We start from the raw sequence: 20,354 nt of genomic DNA on the forward strand, positions 1-20,354 counted from the left end.
GACTTTCTTTTCATTTACAGGAATTTTTGAGAATGTGTTCCAGAAAAAAGAATATGATCTCACCCGTATCTTATCATATAAGCCATTGCCTTCAGTTTCTAGGCTGTTCCTTGCTTAGTCTGAATCATGGGGAGAGTGAACAAAAGAGTACTTTGACGACTCTTGCCTTGCTCACAAAAAAAAAACCTGCGCAGCATCATTCAGGAAATGAAGATGCCTCACAGGTTTGCCTTGTTCCTTATAAATCCGGATGCTCATGCTTCGCTTTCAGCGCGTTCCACCGGCGATCCACTTCATGCTCGAATCGATGAAGGGTGTCCGCATTTTCCGGCTTCGCCATATGTCGCGTCTTGCCCATCATATTAAGCCAATCCAAGAGCGGGATTTTCTTGTTCTTCTCTTCCGGATTGTACGTAATGTTCGTTACACCGCGCTCCACCTCATAGAGCGGGAAGAAGCAGGATTCTACGGCCGCATTTACGATTTGCGTGCCCATCTTATCCTCGGACAGCCAGTTCAGCGGACAAGTGATGAGTATTTTGCCGTACACCAGCCCTTCGTTCTGGGCATACCACTGCGCCTTCGCTGCCTTCTTGAGCAAATCCTGGGGATAAGCCTCGCTGCCCGTAAATACGTAAGGAATGTTCGTCGCAGCCATAATCTGCGCCGTATCCTTATGATGGAACATCTTGCCCGCCTGTACGGTGCCTACGTTGGAAGTCGAGGTGCGGTGCCCCAGCGGTGTCGAATAGGACAATTGGGCACCGGTATTCATATACCCTTCATTGTCATATTCCAAAATAATCATTTTATGATTGCGCAGAGCGGCTCCAATGGCCGGGCCCATACCGATATCCATGCCGCCGTCGCCCGTTATCATGACGAACGTGAAGTCGTCCGGCAAATTCAATGCGTCAAGCTCGCCTCTCCGTTTGCGCTCCCAGAACATTTCGACGACGCCGGACAAGGTTGCCGCTCCGTTCTGGAACAGGTTGTGAATATAAGTTGCTTTATGAGCGGAATACGGGTAGCCTGTCGTCACCACCATTGCGCAGCCCGTATGAAAGAGGGCCACGATATCCCCTTCAATCCCTTTGAAGAACAACTCCAAGCCTGAGAAAATGCCGCAGCCCGGACATGCGCCATGTCCCGGGGCGATGCGCTTCGGCTTCTTCGTCAATTGGCGCAAGGGCGGAATGCGGACATTCAGCTTGCCTGTCTCTTCATCCTGCTTGACCGTAATGAGCCCGGTCTTCAAATCCTCATATTTCATCGGCTCCAGCACCCGCTGAGGCGTTGTTGCCGCATCGCCTGGCGTGTGGCCGTAATAATCGAACGGCTTCTCCACATGCCCCTTCTGCACAGCCTCCAAGGCGCATTCGAACAAAGCGTGACCGTCCTCGGAATAGAAATCTTTACCGCCCAAGCCGTAAATTCGGTTAATAATCATCGTGTCGCGGTTGCCGTGCGTCAAGAGCGCCGCCTTCACTTCATTCACCATATTTCCGCCGTGTCCGCCATAGGAATCCGCACGGTCGCCGACCGTAACGGCTTTCACATGCGCCAACGCCTCGGCGATCTCCTTCGCCGGAAATGGACGGATGATGTTCGGCGATATAGCCCCTGCCTTAATTCCCATTGCCCGCAATTGATCGACAACGTCCTTAATAATCTCTCCCGCCGAATTCAGCAAAAACACGGCGACCTCTGCATCTTCCATCCGGTACAGATCAAGAATCGGATAATCGCGTCCGGTCAGTTCGGCATATTCTTGGCGGATGCGGTCGAACACCTCGCCGGCTTTATACATGGCCATGGACTGCTGATAACAGTTGTTAATGTAATCCGGCTCATTCATGTAAGGCCCGACCGTAATCGGATTGTGCCGATCAAGCGTGTCGGCGAAGCCGCGCACCGGCTGCTCCCCGATGAACTGGTGAACGTCTTCCCGGTGAGCGAACGTCTGCACGCGGCGCTTCTGGTGCGATGTAAAATAGCCGTCGAACGCGACGAGCACCGGAAGACGGACCTCCGCATCCTCTGCCAGCTTAATTGCCATAATGTTCATGTCATATACCGCTTGCGGATCACGACAGAGCAAGATTGGCCAACCCGTATTGAGCGCAAAATATAAATCCGAATGATCACCGTGAATGTTGAGCGGTCCTGAGACTGAGCGGCATACCAAGTTCATGACCATCGGGAAGCGAGTGCCCGATTGCACCGGCATCTGCTCAAGCATATACATATATCCGTTTGCGCTCGTCGCATTGAATACGCGTCCGCCTGCCGTCGATGCGCCGTAGCAAATTCCTGCCGAACCATGCTCTCCATCCGCCGGAATGAGCTTGACATCGTGCTGTCCGTTCGCTTTCATCAAGTCGAGAAATTGCGCAACTTCCGTCGACGGCGATATCGGGTAGTAGCCCATAATATGATAATTAATTTGGTGGGCGGCGTAAGCGGCCATTTCGTTCCCCGATTCGTACACCATGCGCTGCTCTACTGTCCCGCTCTTCATTTCCTTTTCATACTCAATTGCCACAGGTCCTCATCCTCCTTAACCTCACTCTATTTACTGGCGCGCGGTTAAATCGAACAGATGCGGAACGCGATGCTCATCCGCATATCCGTCCTCTTCCCTCTCGCTGGACAACGCGTCCGTCGGACAAGCATAGACGCACTTCAAGCAGCCTTTGCAGTATTGGTAATCAATGCCTTGCAGGAACATCTGCGGCCGTCCCTTCTTATCCGGCTTCTCTTCCCATACGAAGCAATAATCAGGACAGACATTGTCGCACGCAGCGCAGTGGATACACTTGTCTGATAAGAAATGAGGCATCATTCCCGCACGCGAGATGCTCAAATCTTTGAGGATTGAATTACCCGGGTTCACGACCATCCCGCCGATAGGCTGTGTCTCATAGCCAAGCAGCGGCGTGTCCCAACGTACAGGCTCTGGCAGCTCAATGCCTTCCGGGAAGGCGAACGTCTGGAACTTCACTTCATCGTAGCCGCGCTGGAAGGTGTTCAACGCCGGCTGCACCGCGTTCGGATATTTCTTCTCCAGCGATTTGCGGATGACGCTCTTCATCTGCTCTACGTCCAAGAAATCACACAGACGGAACAAGGCGCCTAACATCGCCATATTGACACGGTTCTTCTCCTCCAAAGCGATGCCGATAGCGTCTACGACCGCAATTTTCCCTCCAGAGAGACACAGCTTCTCCTTCAATTCCTCCGGCGTTTTCGTCGAATTCACGAGAACGAGGCTGTCTTCGTAGATTCCGCTTGTTACATGCGTTGTCTTATGAAGCGACTCATGGAATATACCTACGATGTGTGGACGTTCAACCGGCGTCGTATCGCGGATGAGCGTCTCAGGCATACAAAATCGGATATGCGCCTTCACCGGCGATCCTTTCTTCTCTGAACCGTAGGAAGAGAAGCTGACACCGTTCAATCCGCTTCCATTTACTCCAGCTTCCGCCAACATTTTTCCAGCCAAATTCGCGCCGAGTCCTCCAATGGATTCCAACCGGATCTCAAAGAAACCAAGTGCGTTTACTTTTGGCAAAGTGACCATAAAGTTACTCCTTTCCTAACTCCTGATACCGAATGGTGATATGCACCGCGAGGCAGGACGATTGTCATTATGATAAGCTGTCATGAAGACAGGTCGAGCCAAATTGTAACGTTATGACAAAATGGTAAACTCGGAGCAGGCCATTCTGTATGATAATTGTCACTTGATTGTGTTTGTATATGACCAACGTGTGAAATTTGAACTTTTTAAGTTTGAAAGAAAGGATCGTCTTGATGGATGGAATGACACGGTTCATATTAGGAAGGGTTAAGCATGCGCATAGGATGTCGCATGATGTCGTAGAAAGGGAGGAAGGGCATGATATCGGAAGACTTGCCCCTCTTCCGTTAAAGTTAGAGAGTGCATGGAGTGTAATATGTGTATGCTGGTATGAGTAAAATATACCGCTTACATGAATTTCATTGCGTCGAAGAAGGAAATAACATATTTCGCTATATTATTCGACAGGAACGATAGAATTCCTGCTCATCTTCTCCTTAAAATGTGAAGGACTTTCACCGAACGTCTTGCGAAACAGCCGATTGAAGTAGAACGGGTCTTCGATACCGACGATTGCCGCGACCTCCTTCACTTTCGCCTGCGGGTCCTTCAGCAGCACTTTCGCTTTCTCCATCCGGATGTCCGTCAAATACTGCATCATGTTGAGTCCGGTTTCCTGTTTGAACAGACGGGATAGATAGCTTTCATTCATTTTTACCTCGCTTGCGATCATGCCCAATGTAATTTTGTGCTGGTAATTACGCTTCATAAATAAAATGGCATCCCGTATTTCCGGACGTTGTCTGGCCAAATCGTTATTGCGTGCTTCGGCGAGGGCGGAGATGGCCCGATACCAATTGTCACGCAGCTGATAGCAGGATTCGGACTGCTGCATGCGTGCCAGAAGCTGCTCGTTCTCCAAGCTCATGTCAAGCTTCATCTCCCTCATCACATCTACCGCCAGACGCTTTAACTCGTTGGGCGGCATGCGATTTATTATTGCCTCGTCTAGCAAGTAATCAACGGAAGCCGTCAATGTTGCCCAGTCTCCGCCGCTTCCGCACTCCACCATTTTGGCAGAAGTCATCGCCTTGCTTTCACTCGTTTCACGCTGCACGGCCTCCATCTCTTCGGCTTGCAGACACGGGATATCTTCCAGCGATTCGGAATCTTCCATATAGAACACCAGCTCACCGGTATGACGACAGCGCTGCCATTCCCCGCGCCAGTTCGGAAAGGCCGAGAATGTGTCCGTGTATACGACGGTCACATTTACATTTAAATACATATGAAGCGTCTTCTGAATATGGCGTGCCAATGTGGGAATGAGCGCGCGAGTATACCCGTCTTCGGCAAGCAGCACCACGAAGTCCTTATTATTCAGCTCTATCCACTCGTAATGCTTATATTCGCTCAGTACGTCGCTTACGAAATTTTGAATAGAAAAGCGAAGCAAGTGCCTGTCCTTGATCTTGCCTGCCGTAATGGCCTGCTCATATCGATCTACGGTAATATGCAGCATGGCACATTGCTTCAGATGCTGGCCGATGCCAGCCCGCTCGGCTTTCTTCACCCAGGCCGCTTCATTCTGAGCGGCATCTCTGTCCGTAAGCCACTCCTTCCACAGCTCGTTGCGCGTTCTCGATTCCTTCTCTTTCAAGGCGACACGCAGCTGAACGTTCTCCCGTTCCCGCTCCCGCTCCTTCTCGATTCGCTCGCTCACCGTCCGCATCAGCTCAAGCAGATCGTCGGATTGAAGCGTTACTTTAAGCAAGTAATCTTCCGCTCCGAGCTTCATTGCTTCACGCACCATTTCATATTCGCCATAGTTGCTCAGCACGATAATGCGGCAGCGATGCGCTTGCTCCTTAATATTCTGGATTAGTTCAAGCCCGTCCATTTCCGGCATTTTCAAGTCGGTAATGACGATATCGGGCTCTTCTTCTTGAATGACCGCCATAGCCGCCCGGCCGTTCTCCGCTGTGCCAAGCAATTGAAATTGGTTCGCTTCCCAAGGTATCATCGTCTTCATCGCAATGCGTACGATGGACTCGTCATCAACAATAAGCACTTTATACATGTTCTGTCACCTTCTTCGTGTAGCTTATGTCTAATCCTGTTCCGCCGACGAAATGTAAAGGATGAGCGGCAAACAGAACGTCACCGTTGTTCCTTCGCCGAGCCTGCTCATGACCTGCATACCGTAAGGCTCACCGTAATGAAGGCGAATGCGTTCAAGAACGTTATGAACGCCGATATTCGCAAGACGCTGGTGGGATTTTGGCTGCTTTGTGAAAAAGGAACGCAGCGTTTCTTCGTCCATTCCCTTTCCGTTATCACTCACTTGAATTTGCAGCACTGGCGAGTCCTTCATCGCCTTTGACGCTGCAGCCGTGTCAAACGCGCCCTGCGTATTCATATACTGAGACACTTTCACCTGGCGAACCGATATCCGTATTACCCGCTCCGCCTTCCCGGTATCGAGCCCGTGAATGATGGCGTTCTCCACGATCGGCTGCAGCAAAAATTTGATGACGTATATATCGTACAGCCCGGGATCAACATCGAAATTGATGCCAAATTCCCCGTACCTCATTTTTTGAATCGTGACGTAATTGCGCAGCTGTCGGAATTCATCGCGCAGCGTGACAAGCTCCTTCTTATCCACTATCGTATGTCGAAGCAGATCCGCCAAGGCGCCCAGTCCGTTGCTAACGCTATCCGCCTGACTTAAAGCTGCCGTCCATTTTAACGAGTTCAACGTGTTGAATAGAAAGTGCGGGTTAATTTGCGCTTGCAGCATTTGCAATTCTATCTCTCGCTTTAGCCGCTGCTCTTCCTCAGTCCGCACGATGAGATCTTTAATTTGAATGACCATGTCATTAAATTTGTGCGTGAGAAAGCCGAGCTCGTCATTTCCTTTGTCCACAATCCGATTGTCCAGCTGTCCCATCGAGACCCTCTTGGTCTCGTCCGTCAGACGCTTCAAAGGCCCCGTAATGCTCGTGGAGATGACGAGCGTAATGACAAGCGACAGAGCAAGCAGCACGCCACAGATAATGATGAAATCACGCTGCAGCTTCCAAGCTTCCTCATTCAAATAGTTATAAGGTATGGAACCGACCAAAAACCAATCATTGAATACACTGTACGTATAAACAAATAAATAAGGTTTCTCGGTGGAATCAATCGACCGGTTCATCGTGAATACGCCGTTCAATCGTTCCGCGTCCACTTGCAGATGGTCCTTGAAGCTCGGATCGGGATAGAACTGTCCGACCTTTAGCCTGTAATCGCTCGTCGACATAACCTTGCCTGCCGTATTGATGATAAACAAGCTGGAACCTTGTCCCATCGTGACATCGCCATACGTAAAGGTCGAATATAAATATTCGTCCACTGCTACGACAATGTAGCCAATCCGCTGGCTCCAATCGTTCATGTTGTTGATGGGACGGGCGTATACTAAGCAATTATCCCCGTTTATCGTCTTCACGTGCGTCCACAATTCCCGGGAACGGTTCGAAGCCGTATGCGCTTCGAGTTGGCGGTACAGCGCCTGAAGATCGGATTCACGGAACCGGTTGTAGCCGATATCGTAAAATACTTGACCATCCGGGGTGAACAGCATCAGTGTCTTAATGTCCGCTAAAATTTCAAATTGCTTCTCCAGCATCTCATTGATATGCTCATTGACGACGCGCTGCGTCCAGCTCGTAATCTGATCCTTCTCTATGAGCGCTTTCTGCACCATACTGTCATACATAATGTAATCAGACAGCGATTCGAAGCGCTGATTGACGTAATAAATATTTTTCGCCACTTGATTCAGCAATTGGATGGACGCGTAACTGACCTTATCCCGCACATCCTTCGTCGTCTGCGTGAACGTGAATACCCCCATGATGGAGACGGGGGCAATCGCCAAAATAACGAGTGTCGTCGTGAGTCTCCGGCGTATCGTCACCTGTCTGAGACATTGATGGATGAACGAAATCAACCGCTTCCACAGCAAGCGAATTCGCTTGTGCAAGCGTGGGGCAGGCTCCGGATAAGGCATGCTGATCATCGCTCCTTGAAAGCGCCTTCTTATTCTTCACCTTACCACGGGCTCATCTGTTCCTACAAGCAAACCATACCAAAACAGACAACCTCCTCTTTCCACAATAAATAGCTGCATGGATCGCCGCTTCATGGAAATGAGGAGGTTGTGTGGTTCATCTAACAACTTAATAAACCTATGGTCATAAGAGCTGTTGTTGCTATTGCGGCTGCAGCGTCAGCTTCGATCTGGCCTGACGGTACGCATCCATATACTGCTCCGCCTTCTTGCGCACCAAGCTCATGTCGCCGGATGCTATCGCTTCCTTCGTCAAGTCTGATCCGATGCCTACGGCAACGGCGCCAGCTCTAATCCAATCGCCGAGATTCGCCACGTTGACCCCGCCAGTCGGCATAATGTTCGCTTGCGGCATTGGGCCCTTTATCGTCCCGATAATGGATGGCTCGTACAAATTGCCTGGGAACAGCTTGATGATATCCGCCCCCAGCTCAAGCGCTTCCTGCACTTCGCCAATTGTCATGACGCCAGGCATGACCGGAATACGGTACAGATTACACATCTTGATTGTATCCGCATTCAACGACGGACCGACGATGAACTCGGATCCGGCCAAAATGCAGGCTCGCGCGGTGGTAGGCTCAAGCACGGTGCCAGCACCAATAATCGCAAAGCGGTCCACATTGGAAGATTTCGAAGAGTACATCCGTCTTAATTGTTCAATTGCTTGCAGCGCATTTGGGACCGTCATCGTCACTTCAATGACGCGAATGCCTCCGGCAATGGCCTGTGCCGCCATTTCAACGACCTCTTCAGGCGAATTCCCACGCAGTACGGCAACAACACCTTGCTCGTGTATTTGTTGGATAACGCGAATTTTTTCCATGTTGACTCTCCTCCCCATACTTACACCTTTACTTTTACCTTGTGTTCGACAACCATGTGCATGACAACCACAACTAGACGAAATTCGAGCAGTCTGATATGCAGATCAAGCTCAAGCTTGCGGAATTAGCGCTCGATATGAACCGCATTCGTAAGCGATGCTTGCACCTGCTCCCATGTCGGCATGGCTTCCCAATCGCCGAAAGCTTGCACGACCATTGCTCCCATCACATTGCCGAACGAGACGGCTTCGACCGGTGTGCTGCCGCGCAATATTCCAGATAGAAATCCGGCGCAGAATGCATCTCCCGCACCTACCGTATCCACGACATGCTCGACCAGTTCATAAGAGACTTTCTCGATATGTGAACCTTGAACGACGTAATTTTCGCCTTGCCCGCCTTTGACGATGCTGATGCCCGGCAGAGCAGAGAGCCGCTTGAAGATCGCTGCTTCATCCTCTGTATCGTATAGCAGCTTCAGTTCGTCGAGTCCTGGCATAAAATAATCCGCTTCGAGAGACAGCGGAAGCAGACGTGCTCGCGCTTCTTCAATTGACCACAGCTTAAGCCGCAGATTCGGATCGAAGCATACCTTCACACCCGCTGCCTTCGCCGACCGAACCGCAGCCGCCACCGTATCCGCACTATTATCGCTCAAGGCGCATGTAATGCCGGTAACGTGCAGCATACGTGCGGAACTTATATATTCCATATCCAAATGCTCCGGCGCCATACGGCTTGCAGCGGAACCTCTGCGATAGTAGTATACGGACGATTTGCCTGCCACAAGCTCTCTCATCATCAGGCCGGTCGGCGCATCGCCGACAAGTGCGGCCCGGGAGACATCAACGCCTTCCCCGCGAATCGCCTTCCAAATGTGAAGGCCAAGCGGGTCTTTCCCCAACCGGCCGCACCAACCGGCACGGTGACCTAAGCGTGCCAAGCCGATAGCCACATTGCTCTCGGCGCCACCGAATGATTTTCCTACCGTCTGCGCATACTCCAGCCCCCGTGTGTCGGCAGAACTAAAGAGCGCCATCGACTCGCCAAAAGTTACTACTTCTGGTTCGCTCCCCCTTGATAACGCTTGCATGTTGCCGCAACCTCCTTCGCCCCACAACCCATTGGTTCACTATCGTTCATGTCCTTAATCATAATCCTATATTTGCCACAGCGTCAATTGATAAAAAGACAAGGCCCTTCCCCCAATTCAGGTAGAACAGCCTTGCCAATCAGAGCAATGCAATGAGTGAACAAGCGGTGACGGCACTGAATCCAATCTCCGAAATACCGACCTGCTTCACCGTTACGGCTTGCTTCGGCATCCAGACCGCGCGGATGAACAGCAGCGCAAACGGCACTGCAATCCACGCTGGAAACAATAGTCCAACAATGGATGCCGCAATCAGGTGCACGATGATCGATAATGCATAATATACGGGATTTCCTTTTTCGCGAATCATCGTCTTGACATAAAAAACAGTACCGACAAAGTACAGCACACAAGCGGCAAACAAGCGCCAAGCCAAGCTCCAGTCCGTGCCGCCGCCAATCTCGAACGAAATGATAAGCATCCAGCAAAATTGCAAAACGGCAACGAAATCATTTACTAGATGCCGCTCGTTCTTCTGCTTAGCGAACATCAAGTTAACAACGAACAACGGCAGCATCACCGCGCCCATCCACCAAATATCGGGGCGAAGCGCGACCACGACAACGGCCGATACCACAAAAGTAACTCCGTATACCAGCATAGGACCTAGATAAACCGTTATCCGCCTCGTTTTTATCCACTGCATGCACGCAAAGGAACCGCAGTACACAGCCAGCCAGGCCACAAACAGCCATACATGTGTCATGTTAGGCCGGCTCGCAAACATACCGACTACAAAAGGCACGATCAGCATGGCCCATGCTCCGTGCTGATTCGGTATGTATGAACGCACACGCTTGAGCCGACGGCTGCGACTATCGGCAGACACGGTAGACATGTTCTGCATCCCCTTTCATTTCCCCTATGTTGATATGTTACTTCAAGGATGAGCTCCTGTCTAAGGCGACGGGGCAACGTTCGCAATTCTGTCAAAAGTGCGCAGCGCTTTCGCCTCAGTCTTTGTGACCTTAATCACAATATATGCCGATAAGCTATGATAACTTTAAATTGTAAATAACAAGAAATTTCGGCTAATATACAAAGAGGCCGATTGGTTGATGTTGTAGGGAGGGACATACACCATGTGGGAGCGTTGGTTGACACGAACCGCCCCCGAAAATGCATCGGTAACGTCACATGGGAGTGGAGAGACGTTTGCATTAAACTTGCGTTTTTTGTTAATCGTATGCGTATTTGTCGGCAATGCTATCGAGCCTCTTATTGGCGGCATGCCGGAAATCAAAGCTTTGTTTCTATGGATTTATGCGTTTCATATGCCTCTGTTCGTCTTTGTGACCGGTTATTTCGCGCGTCATAACTTGAACGGTATGGCTGGTATTCGCGTTCTGAAGCAGATCGCCCTGCAGTATGTCATTTTCCAATCGATATATTCGCTGCTCGATGTGTTCTTGTTCCGGGTTCCGGGCATTACGCATTCCTTCTTCATGCCCTATCTATTGCTGTGGTTCCTTGTCGGGCATATATTCTGGCGGCTTATGATGATGCTCTTCACACGCTATCAGGTCCGCCATCCGATCATCTTGTCACTCATGCTCGGCGTGCTCGTCGGATTTCTTCCGGTAGAAGGCGCATGGCTTGGCATCTCGCGGTCTGTCGTATACTTGCCGTTTTTCGTCATTGGCTACACTTTCAATTTCGATGCATTCCGCGCACGATTTACGCCGGCGCTCCGCCTGCTGGCGGCAGCCTTATCCGCTGGAATTCTCGTTACGTTGTACTTGATGGCGAATCGGATCAACCCAGTCTGGCTGATGAACAACATGACATTCCACGAGCTGGGATGGACGGGCAACATCTGGGCGGCATCTGTTCTGCGGCTTAGCATTTATGCACTGGAAATCATCGCTTCCATCGCTTTCCTCGCATGGGTGCCCAAACGCAACAACGGCATCACCGCTCTCGGTCAACGCACACTTTACGTCTTTTTGATTCATGGAATCGTCATTCGCTTTGTCGTGTATTCCGGCATCTACAATCACATTTCTGCCGGGATTGAAACGGCTCTGTTAATTGCCGCTTCCGTTGCGGGCGCAATTATGCTGGCGCAGCCTCAAGTTCGGGAATGCTGCCATCCGATCATTGAACCGAAATGGGACAAAATTGCCGCATGGACACGCCGATCCGTGTTTTACCGCGGAATGACAAGAATGAGCCGGCAAGCGCAAAGAAAATAAAATCCATGTCGGTATAAAGACATGCTCGATAATATATATGAGCCGCCCTGTCAATGTTAGGGCGGCTCAGCTTGTTGTGAAGCCCAAAATGAAGTAAAAAGGAAGCAAGCATGGTGGGGATATCCGCTTCCGTCACTGTTGAATCCAAGTCATTAGGACGAGACTATGCGGGGATGACTCGGATTCAAAGGAGATCGAAGGAGATCGCCAGTCACTCCCCCAACACCCGCCTGACGTAGCGGTTCATCAGGATGCCGTCCGGATCGCATTGCCCGCGAATCGTCATCGCCTGATCCCACTTCGGATAAAGAGGGCGCAACTGCTCCGCCGTAAGCGAATGCCACTTGCCCCAATGCGGCCTGCCTCCGTAATGAAGCAATATACGCTCCATTTCCTGAAAATACGCTTGAAACGGCATCCCCTTATACATATGTACCGCAATATAGGCTGAATCGCGGCCATAGGCCGGAGACAACCATATATCGTCTCCCCGCACATAACGGCACTCCACCGGAAAGTGAACGGCGAAACGGTGCTTCTGCACCGCGCGCTGAATATCGAGGAGCGCCCCGCGCATCGCTTCCGCCGGGACACTGTACTCCATCTCATTGAACTTCACGAGCCTTGGAGTGACGAAGAGCCGATGCCCGTAACCGACCTCATCGAACACGGGCACGAAGCGCGCGGATACGCTGCTGACACGCTTGCTTAATGAAGGCACGAGACGGCATGCTTCCGACATGCCCCAGAACAGCCCGTTCTCCACAACGTATTTGCTCCACTCGTTCCAACGCCGGTTCGGCGTTACCTCCTCTTCCGTCGAATTCATCGTCTTCACCTGTGACCCTGACGTATGGGGAAACCAGAAAAATTCAAAGTGCTCGTGTTGATCCCGCCACTCGTCAAGCTGGGCCAGCGTCTCCTCGAGCGTCGTGCGGAAGCTGGTCAGGCGCTTGCGCTTGGCCGGCACGACGCGCAACGTCACTTCTGTAATGATGCCGAAGGCGCCGAGCGATACTTGCATCGCTTTGAACCAATCGGGATGGCTGGCATCCACGTTCACGATGCTTCCATCCCCGAGCACGGCTTTGAACCGTACGGCCTGCGTCGCCAAGCTGCCGTATCTGGCTCCGGTCCCATGCGTGCCCGTGCCGATAGCGCCGCCAATGGTTTGACGGTTAATGTCGCCCAGATTCTCCTGCGCCCATCCGTTCGCAAAGAGCAGCTCACCCAAATCCTTCAGCCTCGTGCCCGCATAGACGGTCGCGGTGCCTTCCGCTTCGTTCAGCTCGCGGATGCCCTGCATCCGGTCTAATTGAACCATCCATTCCGAGGTCTCGCCGAGCGGAGTGAACGAATGGCCCGATCCGATAATGCGCACTGTTTTTCCTTGGCGAGCAGCTGCTTGAACGAGTTCGGATACCTCCTCTTCTGTGTCCGGGCGCAACATTTGCTCTGGATCGCACTGCACGGTTCCCGACCAATTGCTCCAATGCAGCGGTTGTGAAGCTGATTTCATCCGAAGCACCACCCTTCTCCCCGATAAGTTGACCACGTTCCGATCCTGACGCCGCCTTTCACCACATGAAGCTCCCGAAATCGTTCGCATAGTTCGCCGGCCTTCGCATGCCTGAACCATATCCAATCCCCGGTCTGAAGCGATACGCCGCTGCCCGCCTCCGGATACTGCACAGGCGTCTGCACCTCGCCTGCTCCTTCGTTCGGCAGCAATATTCCGCATTCCGGCCATATTGGCCGGGGATATTTATCCTTGCCCGCCTTCCCTGATGCTACATAACCGCCGCCGAAGCATGTATAGATGCCTTGCTTCGGAATACGCACGACAGGCAGCGCGAACGAAGCGGCAGGGTACAGCCTCAAGCCTGCATAATGGTCGAACAAAGCCGGATTAAAAAAGGCAGAGCCTGCCGTTACTTCCGTAACGCTGGCATCCGCAGCGGTAAAGCCCAGACTCCCCGTGCCGCCGCCATTCACAAAGGCAAGCTCGTGCCCTTCGGCGGAGAGCGCCTGCACGATGCGGGAGCGGCGCGCCTGAATGTCCTTGCCCGAGCGCCGCTTCAGATGGCGAACGATGGTGTTCATCATGGTGGCACCCGGCACGCGATCCGCCACACCCGCCATCTGCGCTTCATAACCCATCACGCCTGTGAGCCTCAGCGACGAGGAGCGGCGGATGTACTCCGCAAGCCGCAGCGTCTCCTCAACGGTGCGGAGCGGCGAACGGCGGACACCGAAATGGATGCCGTATAAGGAGGACGACATATCGACGTCGAGACATATCGCGAAGCAGGCGCCCTCCTGCCGCCCGATCGTCTCAGCCAGCTGCAACTGCTCTAGACCGTCCGCCATCAGTGTGACGTGATGCGCTCTCACTGAGTATTTGGCCAATTCTGATAATGCAGCGGCATCCATTGTAGGATATCCCAGAAGCACATCGGCAAAGCCGGCCTGCGCCAGAGCGGCTGCCTCCCATGGTGAATAGCACATGAGGCCTTGAAACCGCGGACTCAGTCTCGATACGTAGCGCAGCACCTCAAGCGAGCGAATCGATTTCGTGGCGATGCGTACCGGCTTGCCTCCTGCGCGTCTTAGCACTTCTTGCGCGTTCTGCTCCAACAAGTCCAGGTTGAGACAAGCGAGCGGCGCTTGCAGTCCGGCGCACTGTTCTGCGTATTGCCCATACGGATGGGGGGATTTTATCATCGCCATGCCTCCATGACAGAAATGAGGATAATGTCGTAGTATGTATACGTTTTCAGCTCTGAAATGATGCTGTCTTTTCCGGTTTTTCCCTGTCAGAATGCGGTGCAAAGCTTGTTTAAAGTTGGTAGAAAAAGCAGAGCAGTTATGATAGACTCTAAGAAATACCCATTGGCGTACTTTTGAAGAAAGCAAGCTTACATTCCATTCATCCCTCATAAAGGGGAGCAAGAGAGACGGAGGTTCACCATTTATGACAGCCAAAAAGATGCGCTCAGACATGATTAAAAAGGGCTTTGATCGTGCGCCTCACCGCAGCTTGCTGCGTGCTGCAGGCGTTAAAGAAGAAGATTTTGATAAACCGTTTATTGCGGTGTGCAACTCTTATATCGATATCATTCCGGGCCATGTTCATTTGCAAGAGTTCGGTAAACTCGTCAAGGAAGCGATTCGCGAAGCGGGCGGCGTGCCGTTCGAGTTCAATACGATCGGTGTCGATGACGGCATCGCAATGGGACACATCGGTATGCGCTACTCCTTGCCAAGCCGCGAGCTTATTGCGGATTCGCTGGAAACGGTCGTATCTGCGCACTGGTTCGACGGCATGGTCTGCATCCCGAACTGCGACAAGATTACGCCCGGCATGATTATGGGCGCGCTTCGGGTCAACATACCGACCGTATTTGTAAGCGGCGGACCGATGAAGGCAGGCAAAGACTCGTCCGGACGCTCCATCTCCTTGTCAAGCGTATTCGAAGGCGTCGGTGCCTATCAAGCTGGCAAGCTCGATGATGAAGGCTTGCAGGAGCTGGAGCAATTCGGTTGTCCGACTTGCGGTTCCTGTTCAGGCATGTTCACAGCGAACTCGATGAACTGCTTGGCGGAAGCGCTCGGAATCGCCCTGCCGGGCAACGGGACCATACTCGCCGTGTCACCGGAACGCCGCGAATTCGTCAGACGTTCCGCGAAGCAATTGATGAACATTATTAAAGATGACATTAAGCCGCGTGATATCGTAACCGATCTGGCGATCGACAATGCCTTTGCGCTTGATATGGCTCTGGGCGGATCGACCAATACCGTTCTGCATACGCTGGCAATTGCAAGAGAAGCTGGCTTTGAGTATCCGATCGAGCGGATTAATGAGGTAGCTGCACGCGTGCCGCACTTGGCGAAGATCGCTCCAGCATCGGATTATCACATTGAAGATGTGCATGATGCCGGGGGCGTGAGCGCTGTCTTGAACGAGCTGTTCAAGAAGGATGGCGCACTGCATGGCGAATGCATTACAGTTACAGGCAAAACACTGCGCGAGAACGTAGCCGGCTGCGACATTCAGAACACCGAAGTCCTTCATACGCTCGACCAGCCGCACAGCGAGCGCGGCGGACTCGCAGTCCTGTTCGGCAACTTAGCGCCGGAAGGCGCCATCGTGAAGGTGGGCGCAGTTGATCCATCCGTCGGCGGTCGTCACGTCGGTCCTGCCATTTGCTTCGATTCGCAAGATGAGGCGCTGTCTGGCATCGCGAACGGCAAAGTGAAGGAAGGCCATGTTGTCGTCATCCGTTACGAAGGTCCGAAGGGCGGTCCAGGTATGCCTGAAATGTTAGCGCCAACTTCGCAAATTGTCGGCATGGGCTTGGGAGCCAAGGTCGGTCTCATTACGGACGGACGTTTCTCGGGCGCATCCCGTGGCATCAGCATCGGCCACATCTCGCCAGAAGCGGCTGAAGGCGGGCCGATTGCTTTCGTGGAAGACGGAGATATTATCGAGTTGGACCTGAACAATCGCAAAATTGAGCTGCAAGTGTCCGATGAAGAGTTGGAACGCCGCCGGGCGAATTGGAAAGGCTTTGAACCGAAGGTGAAGACCGGTTACTTGGCGCGTTACTCCAAGCTGGTCACCAACGCCAGCCAAGGTGGAATTCTCAAGATTTAATAGGCGCTTCCCGATAAATGAAAGCCAGTTCTGCTGCAGTGCAGAACTGGCTTTCTTGTCTATGTTGTTTTCATGTAAATGGGACCGTGTGCATCACAATAGTTGAATTGCGAATCTACGACAACATGTTGCCGTTCTCCCCACTTAGACATGAATCGATTGCGGTTCATTTCGAACAGGTCCCCGTCCGTCAAGCCTTTCTTGCCAAGCCATGCCGCATACTCTGGCTGTGAGGCCGTCCGGCTCCCCGGGTGATCGATCGAGATGCTAATCGTAATTACTTTGTACCCTCGGTAAATGGCTTCCAGACAAATATCCATATCATAGTAATGATGGAACGAATAATGATTTACAAAGCCGCCAATCTGTTGTATCAGCTCTTTTCTTACAATTAAGCACATCCCGTCCAGAACGACCGAAGGAACGTAATCCTCGAGCAGTCTCGTGCCATGGCTCTCGGCATCAATCAGATTGCTTGTAAATGAAGTCCTTACTCCGACGCAATTTACAGAGTGTCCTCCCCCAAAACCGGCTGCCCCAACAAAAGGGACTTCCGTCAATATCCGGTTCACCCTCACATCAAACTCCGGTTCCAAAATGAACAAATCGTTATGAAGGTACATGATATAACGGGTATCGAGCACCTGCCACGCTTGATCCATCGCTTGTATGACGCCGATATTCTCTTCATTTCGGATGTAGTAATCACTAAGCGAGCGAAGCTCATCCATATATTCGTTGCGCGAGCCGTTATCGACAATCAATATCGGAATTTGCCCGTTGGAATGGCTGCGAATGTAAGCGATACATTTTCTTGTCACTTCCATTTGATTCATGACGGGAATGACGATCCCTAATGGAGACGCACTCATTAGTCGTTCCCACCTCCCTAAGAACACATCATCCGTTTTTTACTCCTGCGCTTTTATAATTGCGAGGCAGACAGAATCGTCTTGATTTGCTCATCGGAATACCTATTTTTTGTCGTGATGATTCCCAACCCACTGTGGGAATGAAGCTGGTGGAAGCTGAGATGCAGCCGGGTATGCTGCAAAAAGTCCTCAATCGCAGTCAGCACGCCGTTTCGTTCCCCATTTTCATAAATCGCATTGTTCAACATCCAGTTGACCCCGCCGGATTCAACCAATTCGGAACGGCCCTGCTCCATCCCTTTTTGCGCATACGGAATCGTGAAGGCCGGCGGTATCGACTCCGGAAAATAGTACATATCCCTTCTGCCATACGGCCATTGCGTATCATGAAGCAGAACGAGCGGAAATTTCCCTGTCTTCATAGCCATGGACTCGATGATTTTCAATTCATTGTACACGGTGTACCAATTGTGATCGCCGTCAATGAGCACAAAATCATACCCGTTCAAATGTGGCAACATCTCCAAGCTGTAATCCAGTATCATATGGAATTGTTTGTGATACATGCGCTTGTATCCATGCACATCATACTGTGGGGCAGGGTCAATGACAAATAATTCACCGTTCGTGGCACTGCAGTAATGGAGAAAATTGTAAGTGTTCCCGCCGAATTCGGATCCGATTTCGACGATTTTTTTTGCTCCGGCCCAATTCAAGAGGGGCAAAATCACCTTTTCCCAAAAAACAAGCATCCCGCTTCCACCTCCATATTTCACTCTATTCCATCACGGCATATTGGTATAAACGTTCATCCAGCAACAGAAAAAGAGGCGGGTTAAAACCCGGAAAATCCCCTCATCTCACAGCTTTAATGCTGCCTATAACACCAAAGACGCACGAATTGAGCCATTGACGGCAACAATTACCTGCGGTATAGTAATAAATGTTTCCTTTATGCAACTTATTTTCGTTAAATCAATTTTCTTTCAGACTAGGAGAGGAGGTCAACATGAACATCACGATGAAGCCGGCTCAAGGACATCAAGAATCCGTCCCCCGGCGCAAACTGACCTTCAAGTGGTTGCGTATCACCACATTGACTATCGCGGGGATACTGACGCTGCTGTTGTCCGTCATTGCCAGCTGCTCCATCGGTCCGGTCTCGATACCCTTTGCGGATACGTTCGCAGCAATGCTCCATGCAGCAGGGTGGCTGGACCATGTCACTGTCTCAGAACGCAATCTGACGATTGTCACCGATATCCGTCTGCCACGTGTTCTTGCCGGCGTATTTGTTGGAGCCGGACTGTCGATAGCAGGTGCCGCCATGCAAGGTGTATTTCGCAATCCTCTCGTTGAGCCAGGGTATCTCGGTGTATCATCCGGAGCGGCAGCCGGTGCCGTATTGTGCATCGCATTCGGCTTCGCTAGACACTCTCCATTCGCGCTCCCTCTGGCTGCCTTTGCTGGCGCATTGGGTGCGGTAGTGCTTATCCTTGCCATATGGCGGGCGAGCGGCAAGCCGAATGTGACGACGTTGCTCTTGCTTGGCATCGGTATGAATGCGCTCTTGTCAGCCGTCATCAACGTCATTATCGCCAGCGCACCCCATGAGCAGCAGTTGCGAAGCATCGTATTCTGGCTGCAGGGCGGGCTCGAGGCGAGAACTTGGGAGCATGTGCATATCATTGCCCTTCCGATTGCGCTCGCAGGCGCACTCTTATATATGTTCAGCCGTACGCTTAACTTGCTGCTCCTTGGTGATGAGCATGCGCAAGCATCCGGTGTTCCCGTACAGGGAGCACGCTATGCAATCCTTCTCTTAGCATCGTTCTTGACCGGGACGGCGGTATCTGTCAGCGGCATTATTGGTTTCGTCGGTTTGGTCATCCCGCATCTTGTCCGTTTGATCGCCGGCGCCGACCATCGATATTTGCTTCCGCTCAGCGCCATATTCGGAGCATCGTTTCTTGTTCTTGCGGATCTCGCGTCAAGAATGGTGCTGCAGCCGATTACGCTTCAAGTCGGAGTCGTCTGTGCTTGCATTGGCGCGCCGCTATTCATGATAATGCTGCTGCGCAAACGAAAGGAGGTATCCGTATGAGCATCAATCAGAGGACGGACATGCTGCTGGGAGCCGAGCGGTTAACCTGCTCCATCGACGGTCGACCGATTATTAACGGCGTTTCGCTGCACCTGCATCCCGGCTCCTTTCTCGGCATTATCGGTCCGAACGGGAGCGGCAAGTCCACCCTGCTCCGCATGCTGTGCGGTCTGCTGCAGCCGGAACAAGGGCGGCTCATGCTCTTGAGTCGGCCTTATTCCGCCTATTCTGCCAAGGAGCGTGCGCGAATCATCGGCTATGTCCCGCAAGACTGCTCTATCGATGCCGATTTCACGATCGAGCAGATTGTTACGATGGGACGCCATCCCTATCGGTCGCTATTCCGGAGCTTGTCCGCAGCGGATATCCAGTGCGCGGAACGAGCCATGCGCCAGTGCGGAATCGACGCATTGCGGGACCGTTACATCCACGCCTGCTCTGGCGGACAGCGACAGCTGGCGTTCATCGCCAAAGCGTTGGCGCAAGAGCCGCAGCTGCTGCTGCTGGATGAGCCGATATCCGCGCTCGACATCCGCCATCAACTGCGGACGCTGTCCCTGCTGCGGCAACTTGCCGGGAAAGGCTTTACCGTGGTCGCTTCCTTGCACGATTTGTCGCTCGCTTCCAGGTATTGCGATCGGCTGCTGCTTTTAAACGATGGACGGGTAGAAGCTAGCGGCCGACCGGACGAAGTGCTGACGACGGCAGCATTGCATGCCGTATATGGTATTCACGCCGTCATACGCAAGGAGCCCGATACGAAGGGATTGTCTGTCATCGCCTTTGATCAAGTAGAATCGATTGCCAATTATAACTTTAACTACTAAGAACAACATG

At 52.0% G+C, this 20,354-nt stretch carries 15 protein-coding genes; 4 read left to right on the forward strand and 11 right to left on the reverse strand.

Annotated features, from left to right (window positions below):
- Positions 1-238: 238 nt before the first annotated feature.
- The 7 genes from A372_RS0124670 to A372_RS0124700 all read right to left on the reverse strand — a co-directional run bounded on the left by A372_RS0124670 (position 239) and on the right by A372_RS0124700 (position 10,524).
- Positions 239-2,545, reverse strand: a complete 2,307-nt coding sequence (locus A372_RS0124670; protein ID WP_019423591.1) for a thiamine pyrophosphate-dependent enzyme — start codon at positions 2,543-2,545, stop codon at positions 239-241.
- 30 nt (positions 2,546-2,575) lie between these two features.
- Entirely contained in the window at positions 2,576-3,586 is a 1,011-nt protein-coding gene (locus tag A372_RS0124675) for a 2-oxoacid:acceptor oxidoreductase family protein (RefSeq protein WP_019423592.1), read from the reverse strand.
- Positions 3,587-4,043: 457 nt separating this feature from the next.
- The gene (locus A372_RS0124680; protein ID WP_019423593.1) at positions 4,044-5,666 is read right to left on the reverse strand and encodes a response regulator; all 1,623 of its coding nucleotides are present in this window, start codon (positions 5,664-5,666) and stop codon (positions 4,044-4,046) included.
- A gap of 30 nt (positions 5,667-5,696) precedes the next feature.
- On the reverse strand, positions 5,697-7,646 hold the full coding sequence (locus tag A372_RS0124685) for a cache domain-containing sensor histidine kinase (protein WP_019423594.1): 1,950 nt from the start codon (positions 7,644-7,646) through the stop codon (positions 5,697-5,699).
- 202 nt (positions 7,647-7,848) lie between these two features.
- Positions 7,849-8,532 carry a bifunctional 2-keto-4-hydroxyglutarate aldolase/2-keto-3-deoxy-6-phosphogluconate aldolase gene (locus A372_RS0124690; RefSeq protein ID WP_019423595.1) on the reverse strand — a complete coding sequence of 228 codons (684 nt, stop codon included), beginning with the start codon at positions 8,530-8,532 and terminating at the stop codon, positions 7,849-7,851.
- Between the two features lie 125 nt (positions 8,533-8,657).
- Positions 8,658-9,626 carry a sugar kinase gene (locus A372_RS0124695; protein WP_019423596.1) on the reverse strand — a complete coding sequence of 323 codons (969 nt, stop codon included), beginning with the start codon at positions 9,624-9,626 and terminating at the stop codon, positions 8,658-8,660.
- Between the two features lie 139 nt (positions 9,627-9,765).
- Positions 9,766-10,524: a YwiC-like family protein gene (locus tag A372_RS0124700; RefSeq protein WP_157259696.1), complete on the reverse strand. Its 759-nt coding sequence runs from the start codon at positions 10,522-10,524 to the stop codon at positions 9,766-9,768.
- Between the two features lie 244 nt (positions 10,525-10,768).
- On the opposite strand from A372_RS0124700, the gene A372_RS0124705 reads away from it, so the two are divergent.
- On the forward strand, positions 10,769-11,881 hold the full coding sequence (locus A372_RS0124705) for an acyltransferase family protein (protein WP_019423598.1): 1,113 nt from the start codon (positions 10,769-10,771) through the stop codon (positions 11,879-11,881).
- 211 nt (positions 11,882-12,092) lie between these two features.
- Here A372_RS0124705 and A372_RS0124710 read toward each other — a convergent pair whose 3' ends face one another.
- Together A372_RS0124710 and A372_RS0124715 are read right to left on the reverse strand one after the other, a co-directional pair.
- A complete protein-coding gene (locus A372_RS0124710) occupies positions 12,093-13,400 on the reverse strand; it encodes a D-arabinono-1,4-lactone oxidase (RefSeq protein ID WP_019423599.1) in 1,308 nt (435 codons plus the stop codon).
- Positions 13,397-14,605: an amino acid deaminase/aldolase gene (locus A372_RS0124715; protein ID WP_019423600.1), complete on the reverse strand. Its 1,209-nt coding sequence runs from the start codon at positions 14,603-14,605 to the stop codon at positions 13,397-13,399. Before A372_RS0124715 ends, A372_RS0124710 begins: the two co-directional genes overlap by 4 nt.
- A 250-nt stretch (positions 14,606-14,855) precedes the next feature.
- Here A372_RS0124715 and ilvD point away from each other — a divergent pair, with 250 nt between their 5' ends.
- Positions 14,856-16,541: a dihydroxy-acid dehydratase gene (ilvD, locus tag A372_RS0124720; protein ID WP_019423601.1), complete on the forward strand. Its 1,686-nt coding sequence runs from the start codon at positions 14,856-14,858 to the stop codon at positions 16,539-16,541.
- A 59-nt stretch (positions 16,542-16,600) separates the two neighbouring features.
- Here the strand turns inward: ilvD and A372_RS0124725 are convergent, their stop codons facing one another.
- A complete protein-coding gene (locus tag A372_RS0124725) occupies positions 16,601-17,413 on the reverse strand; it encodes a glycosyltransferase family 2 protein (protein ID WP_019423602.1) in 813 nt (270 codons plus the stop codon).
- 53 nt (positions 17,414-17,466) lie between these two features.
- On the reverse strand, positions 17,467-18,165 hold the full coding sequence (locus A372_RS0124730; protein ID WP_019423603.1) for a class I SAM-dependent methyltransferase: 699 nt from the start codon (positions 18,163-18,165) through the stop codon (positions 17,467-17,469).
- 257 nt (positions 18,166-18,422) lie between these two features.
- Between A372_RS0124730 and A372_RS0124735 the strand changes: the two genes are divergently transcribed.
- Positions 18,423-19,517, forward strand: coding sequence for a FecCD family ABC transporter permease (locus tag A372_RS0124735; RefSeq protein ID WP_019423604.1), 1,095 nt, complete (start codon positions 18,423-18,425; stop codon positions 19,515-19,517).
- The gene (locus A372_RS0124740; protein WP_019423605.1) at positions 19,514-20,344 is read left to right on the forward strand and encodes an ABC transporter ATP-binding protein; all 831 of its coding nucleotides are present in this window, start codon (positions 19,514-19,516) and stop codon (positions 20,342-20,344) included. The genes A372_RS0124735 and A372_RS0124740 overlap by 4 nt, the downstream gene beginning before the upstream one ends.
- Positions 20,345-20,354 lie beyond the last annotated feature (10 nt).

The organism is Paenibacillus sp. OSY-SE (genome assembly GCF_000283315.1).
GTDB lineage: Bacteria > Bacillota > Bacilli > Paenibacillales > Paenibacillaceae > Paenibacillus_B > Paenibacillus_B profundus.

What these genes read in the sequence shown, in the direction of transcription:
- A372_RS0124700 (WP_157259696.1), bottom strand. Translation starts at nt 10,524, where the DNA reads ATGTCTACCGTGTCTGCCGATAGTCGCAGCCGTCGGCTCAAGCGTGTG.
- A372_RS0124710 (WP_019423599.1), bottom strand. Translation starts at nt 13,400, where the DNA reads ATGAAATCAGCTTCACAACCGCTGCATTGGAGCAATTGGTCGGGAACC.
- A372_RS0124725 (WP_019423602.1), bottom strand. Translation starts at nt 17,413, where the DNA reads ATGAGTGCGTCTCCATTAGGGATCGTCATTCCCGTCATGAATCAAATG.
- A372_RS0124715 (WP_019423600.1), bottom strand. Translation starts at nt 14,605, where the DNA reads ATGATAAAATCCCCCCATCCGTATGGGCAATACGCAGAACAGTGCGCC.
- A372_RS0124690 (WP_019423595.1), bottom strand. Translation starts at nt 8,532, where the DNA reads ATGGAAAAAATTCGCGTTATCCAACAAATACACGAGCAAGGTGTTGTT.
- A372_RS0124705 (WP_019423598.1), top strand. Translation starts at nt 10,769, where the DNA reads ATGTGGGAGCGTTGGTTGACACGAACCGCCCCCGAAAATGCATCGGTA.
- A372_RS0124680 (WP_019423593.1), bottom strand. Translation starts at nt 5,666, where the DNA reads ATGTATAAAGTGCTTATTGTTGATGACGAGTCCATCGTACGCATTGCG.
- A372_RS0124695 (WP_019423596.1), bottom strand. Translation starts at nt 9,626, where the DNA reads ATGCAAGCGTTATCAAGGGGGAGCGAACCAGAAGTAGTAACTTTTGGC.
- A372_RS0124685 (WP_019423594.1), bottom strand. Translation starts at nt 7,646, where the DNA reads ATGCCTTATCCGGAGCCTGCCCCACGCTTGCACAAGCGAATTCGCTTG.
- A372_RS0124730 (WP_019423603.1), bottom strand. Translation starts at nt 18,165, where the DNA reads ATGCTTGTTTTTTGGGAAAAGGTGATTTTGCCCCTCTTGAATTGGGCC.
- A372_RS0124740 (WP_019423605.1), top strand. Translation starts at nt 19,514, where the DNA reads ATGAGCATCAATCAGAGGACGGACATGCTGCTGGGAGCCGAGCGGTTA.
- ilvD (WP_019423601.1), top strand. Translation starts at nt 14,856, where the DNA reads ATGACAGCCAAAAAGATGCGCTCAGACATGATTAAAAAGGGCTTTGAT.
- A372_RS0124675 (WP_019423592.1), bottom strand. Translation starts at nt 3,586, where the DNA reads ATGGTCACTTTGCCAAAAGTAAACGCACTTGGTTTCTTTGAGATCCGG.
- A372_RS0124735 (WP_019423604.1), top strand. Translation starts at nt 18,423, where the DNA reads ATGAACATCACGATGAAGCCGGCTCAAGGACATCAAGAATCCGTCCCC.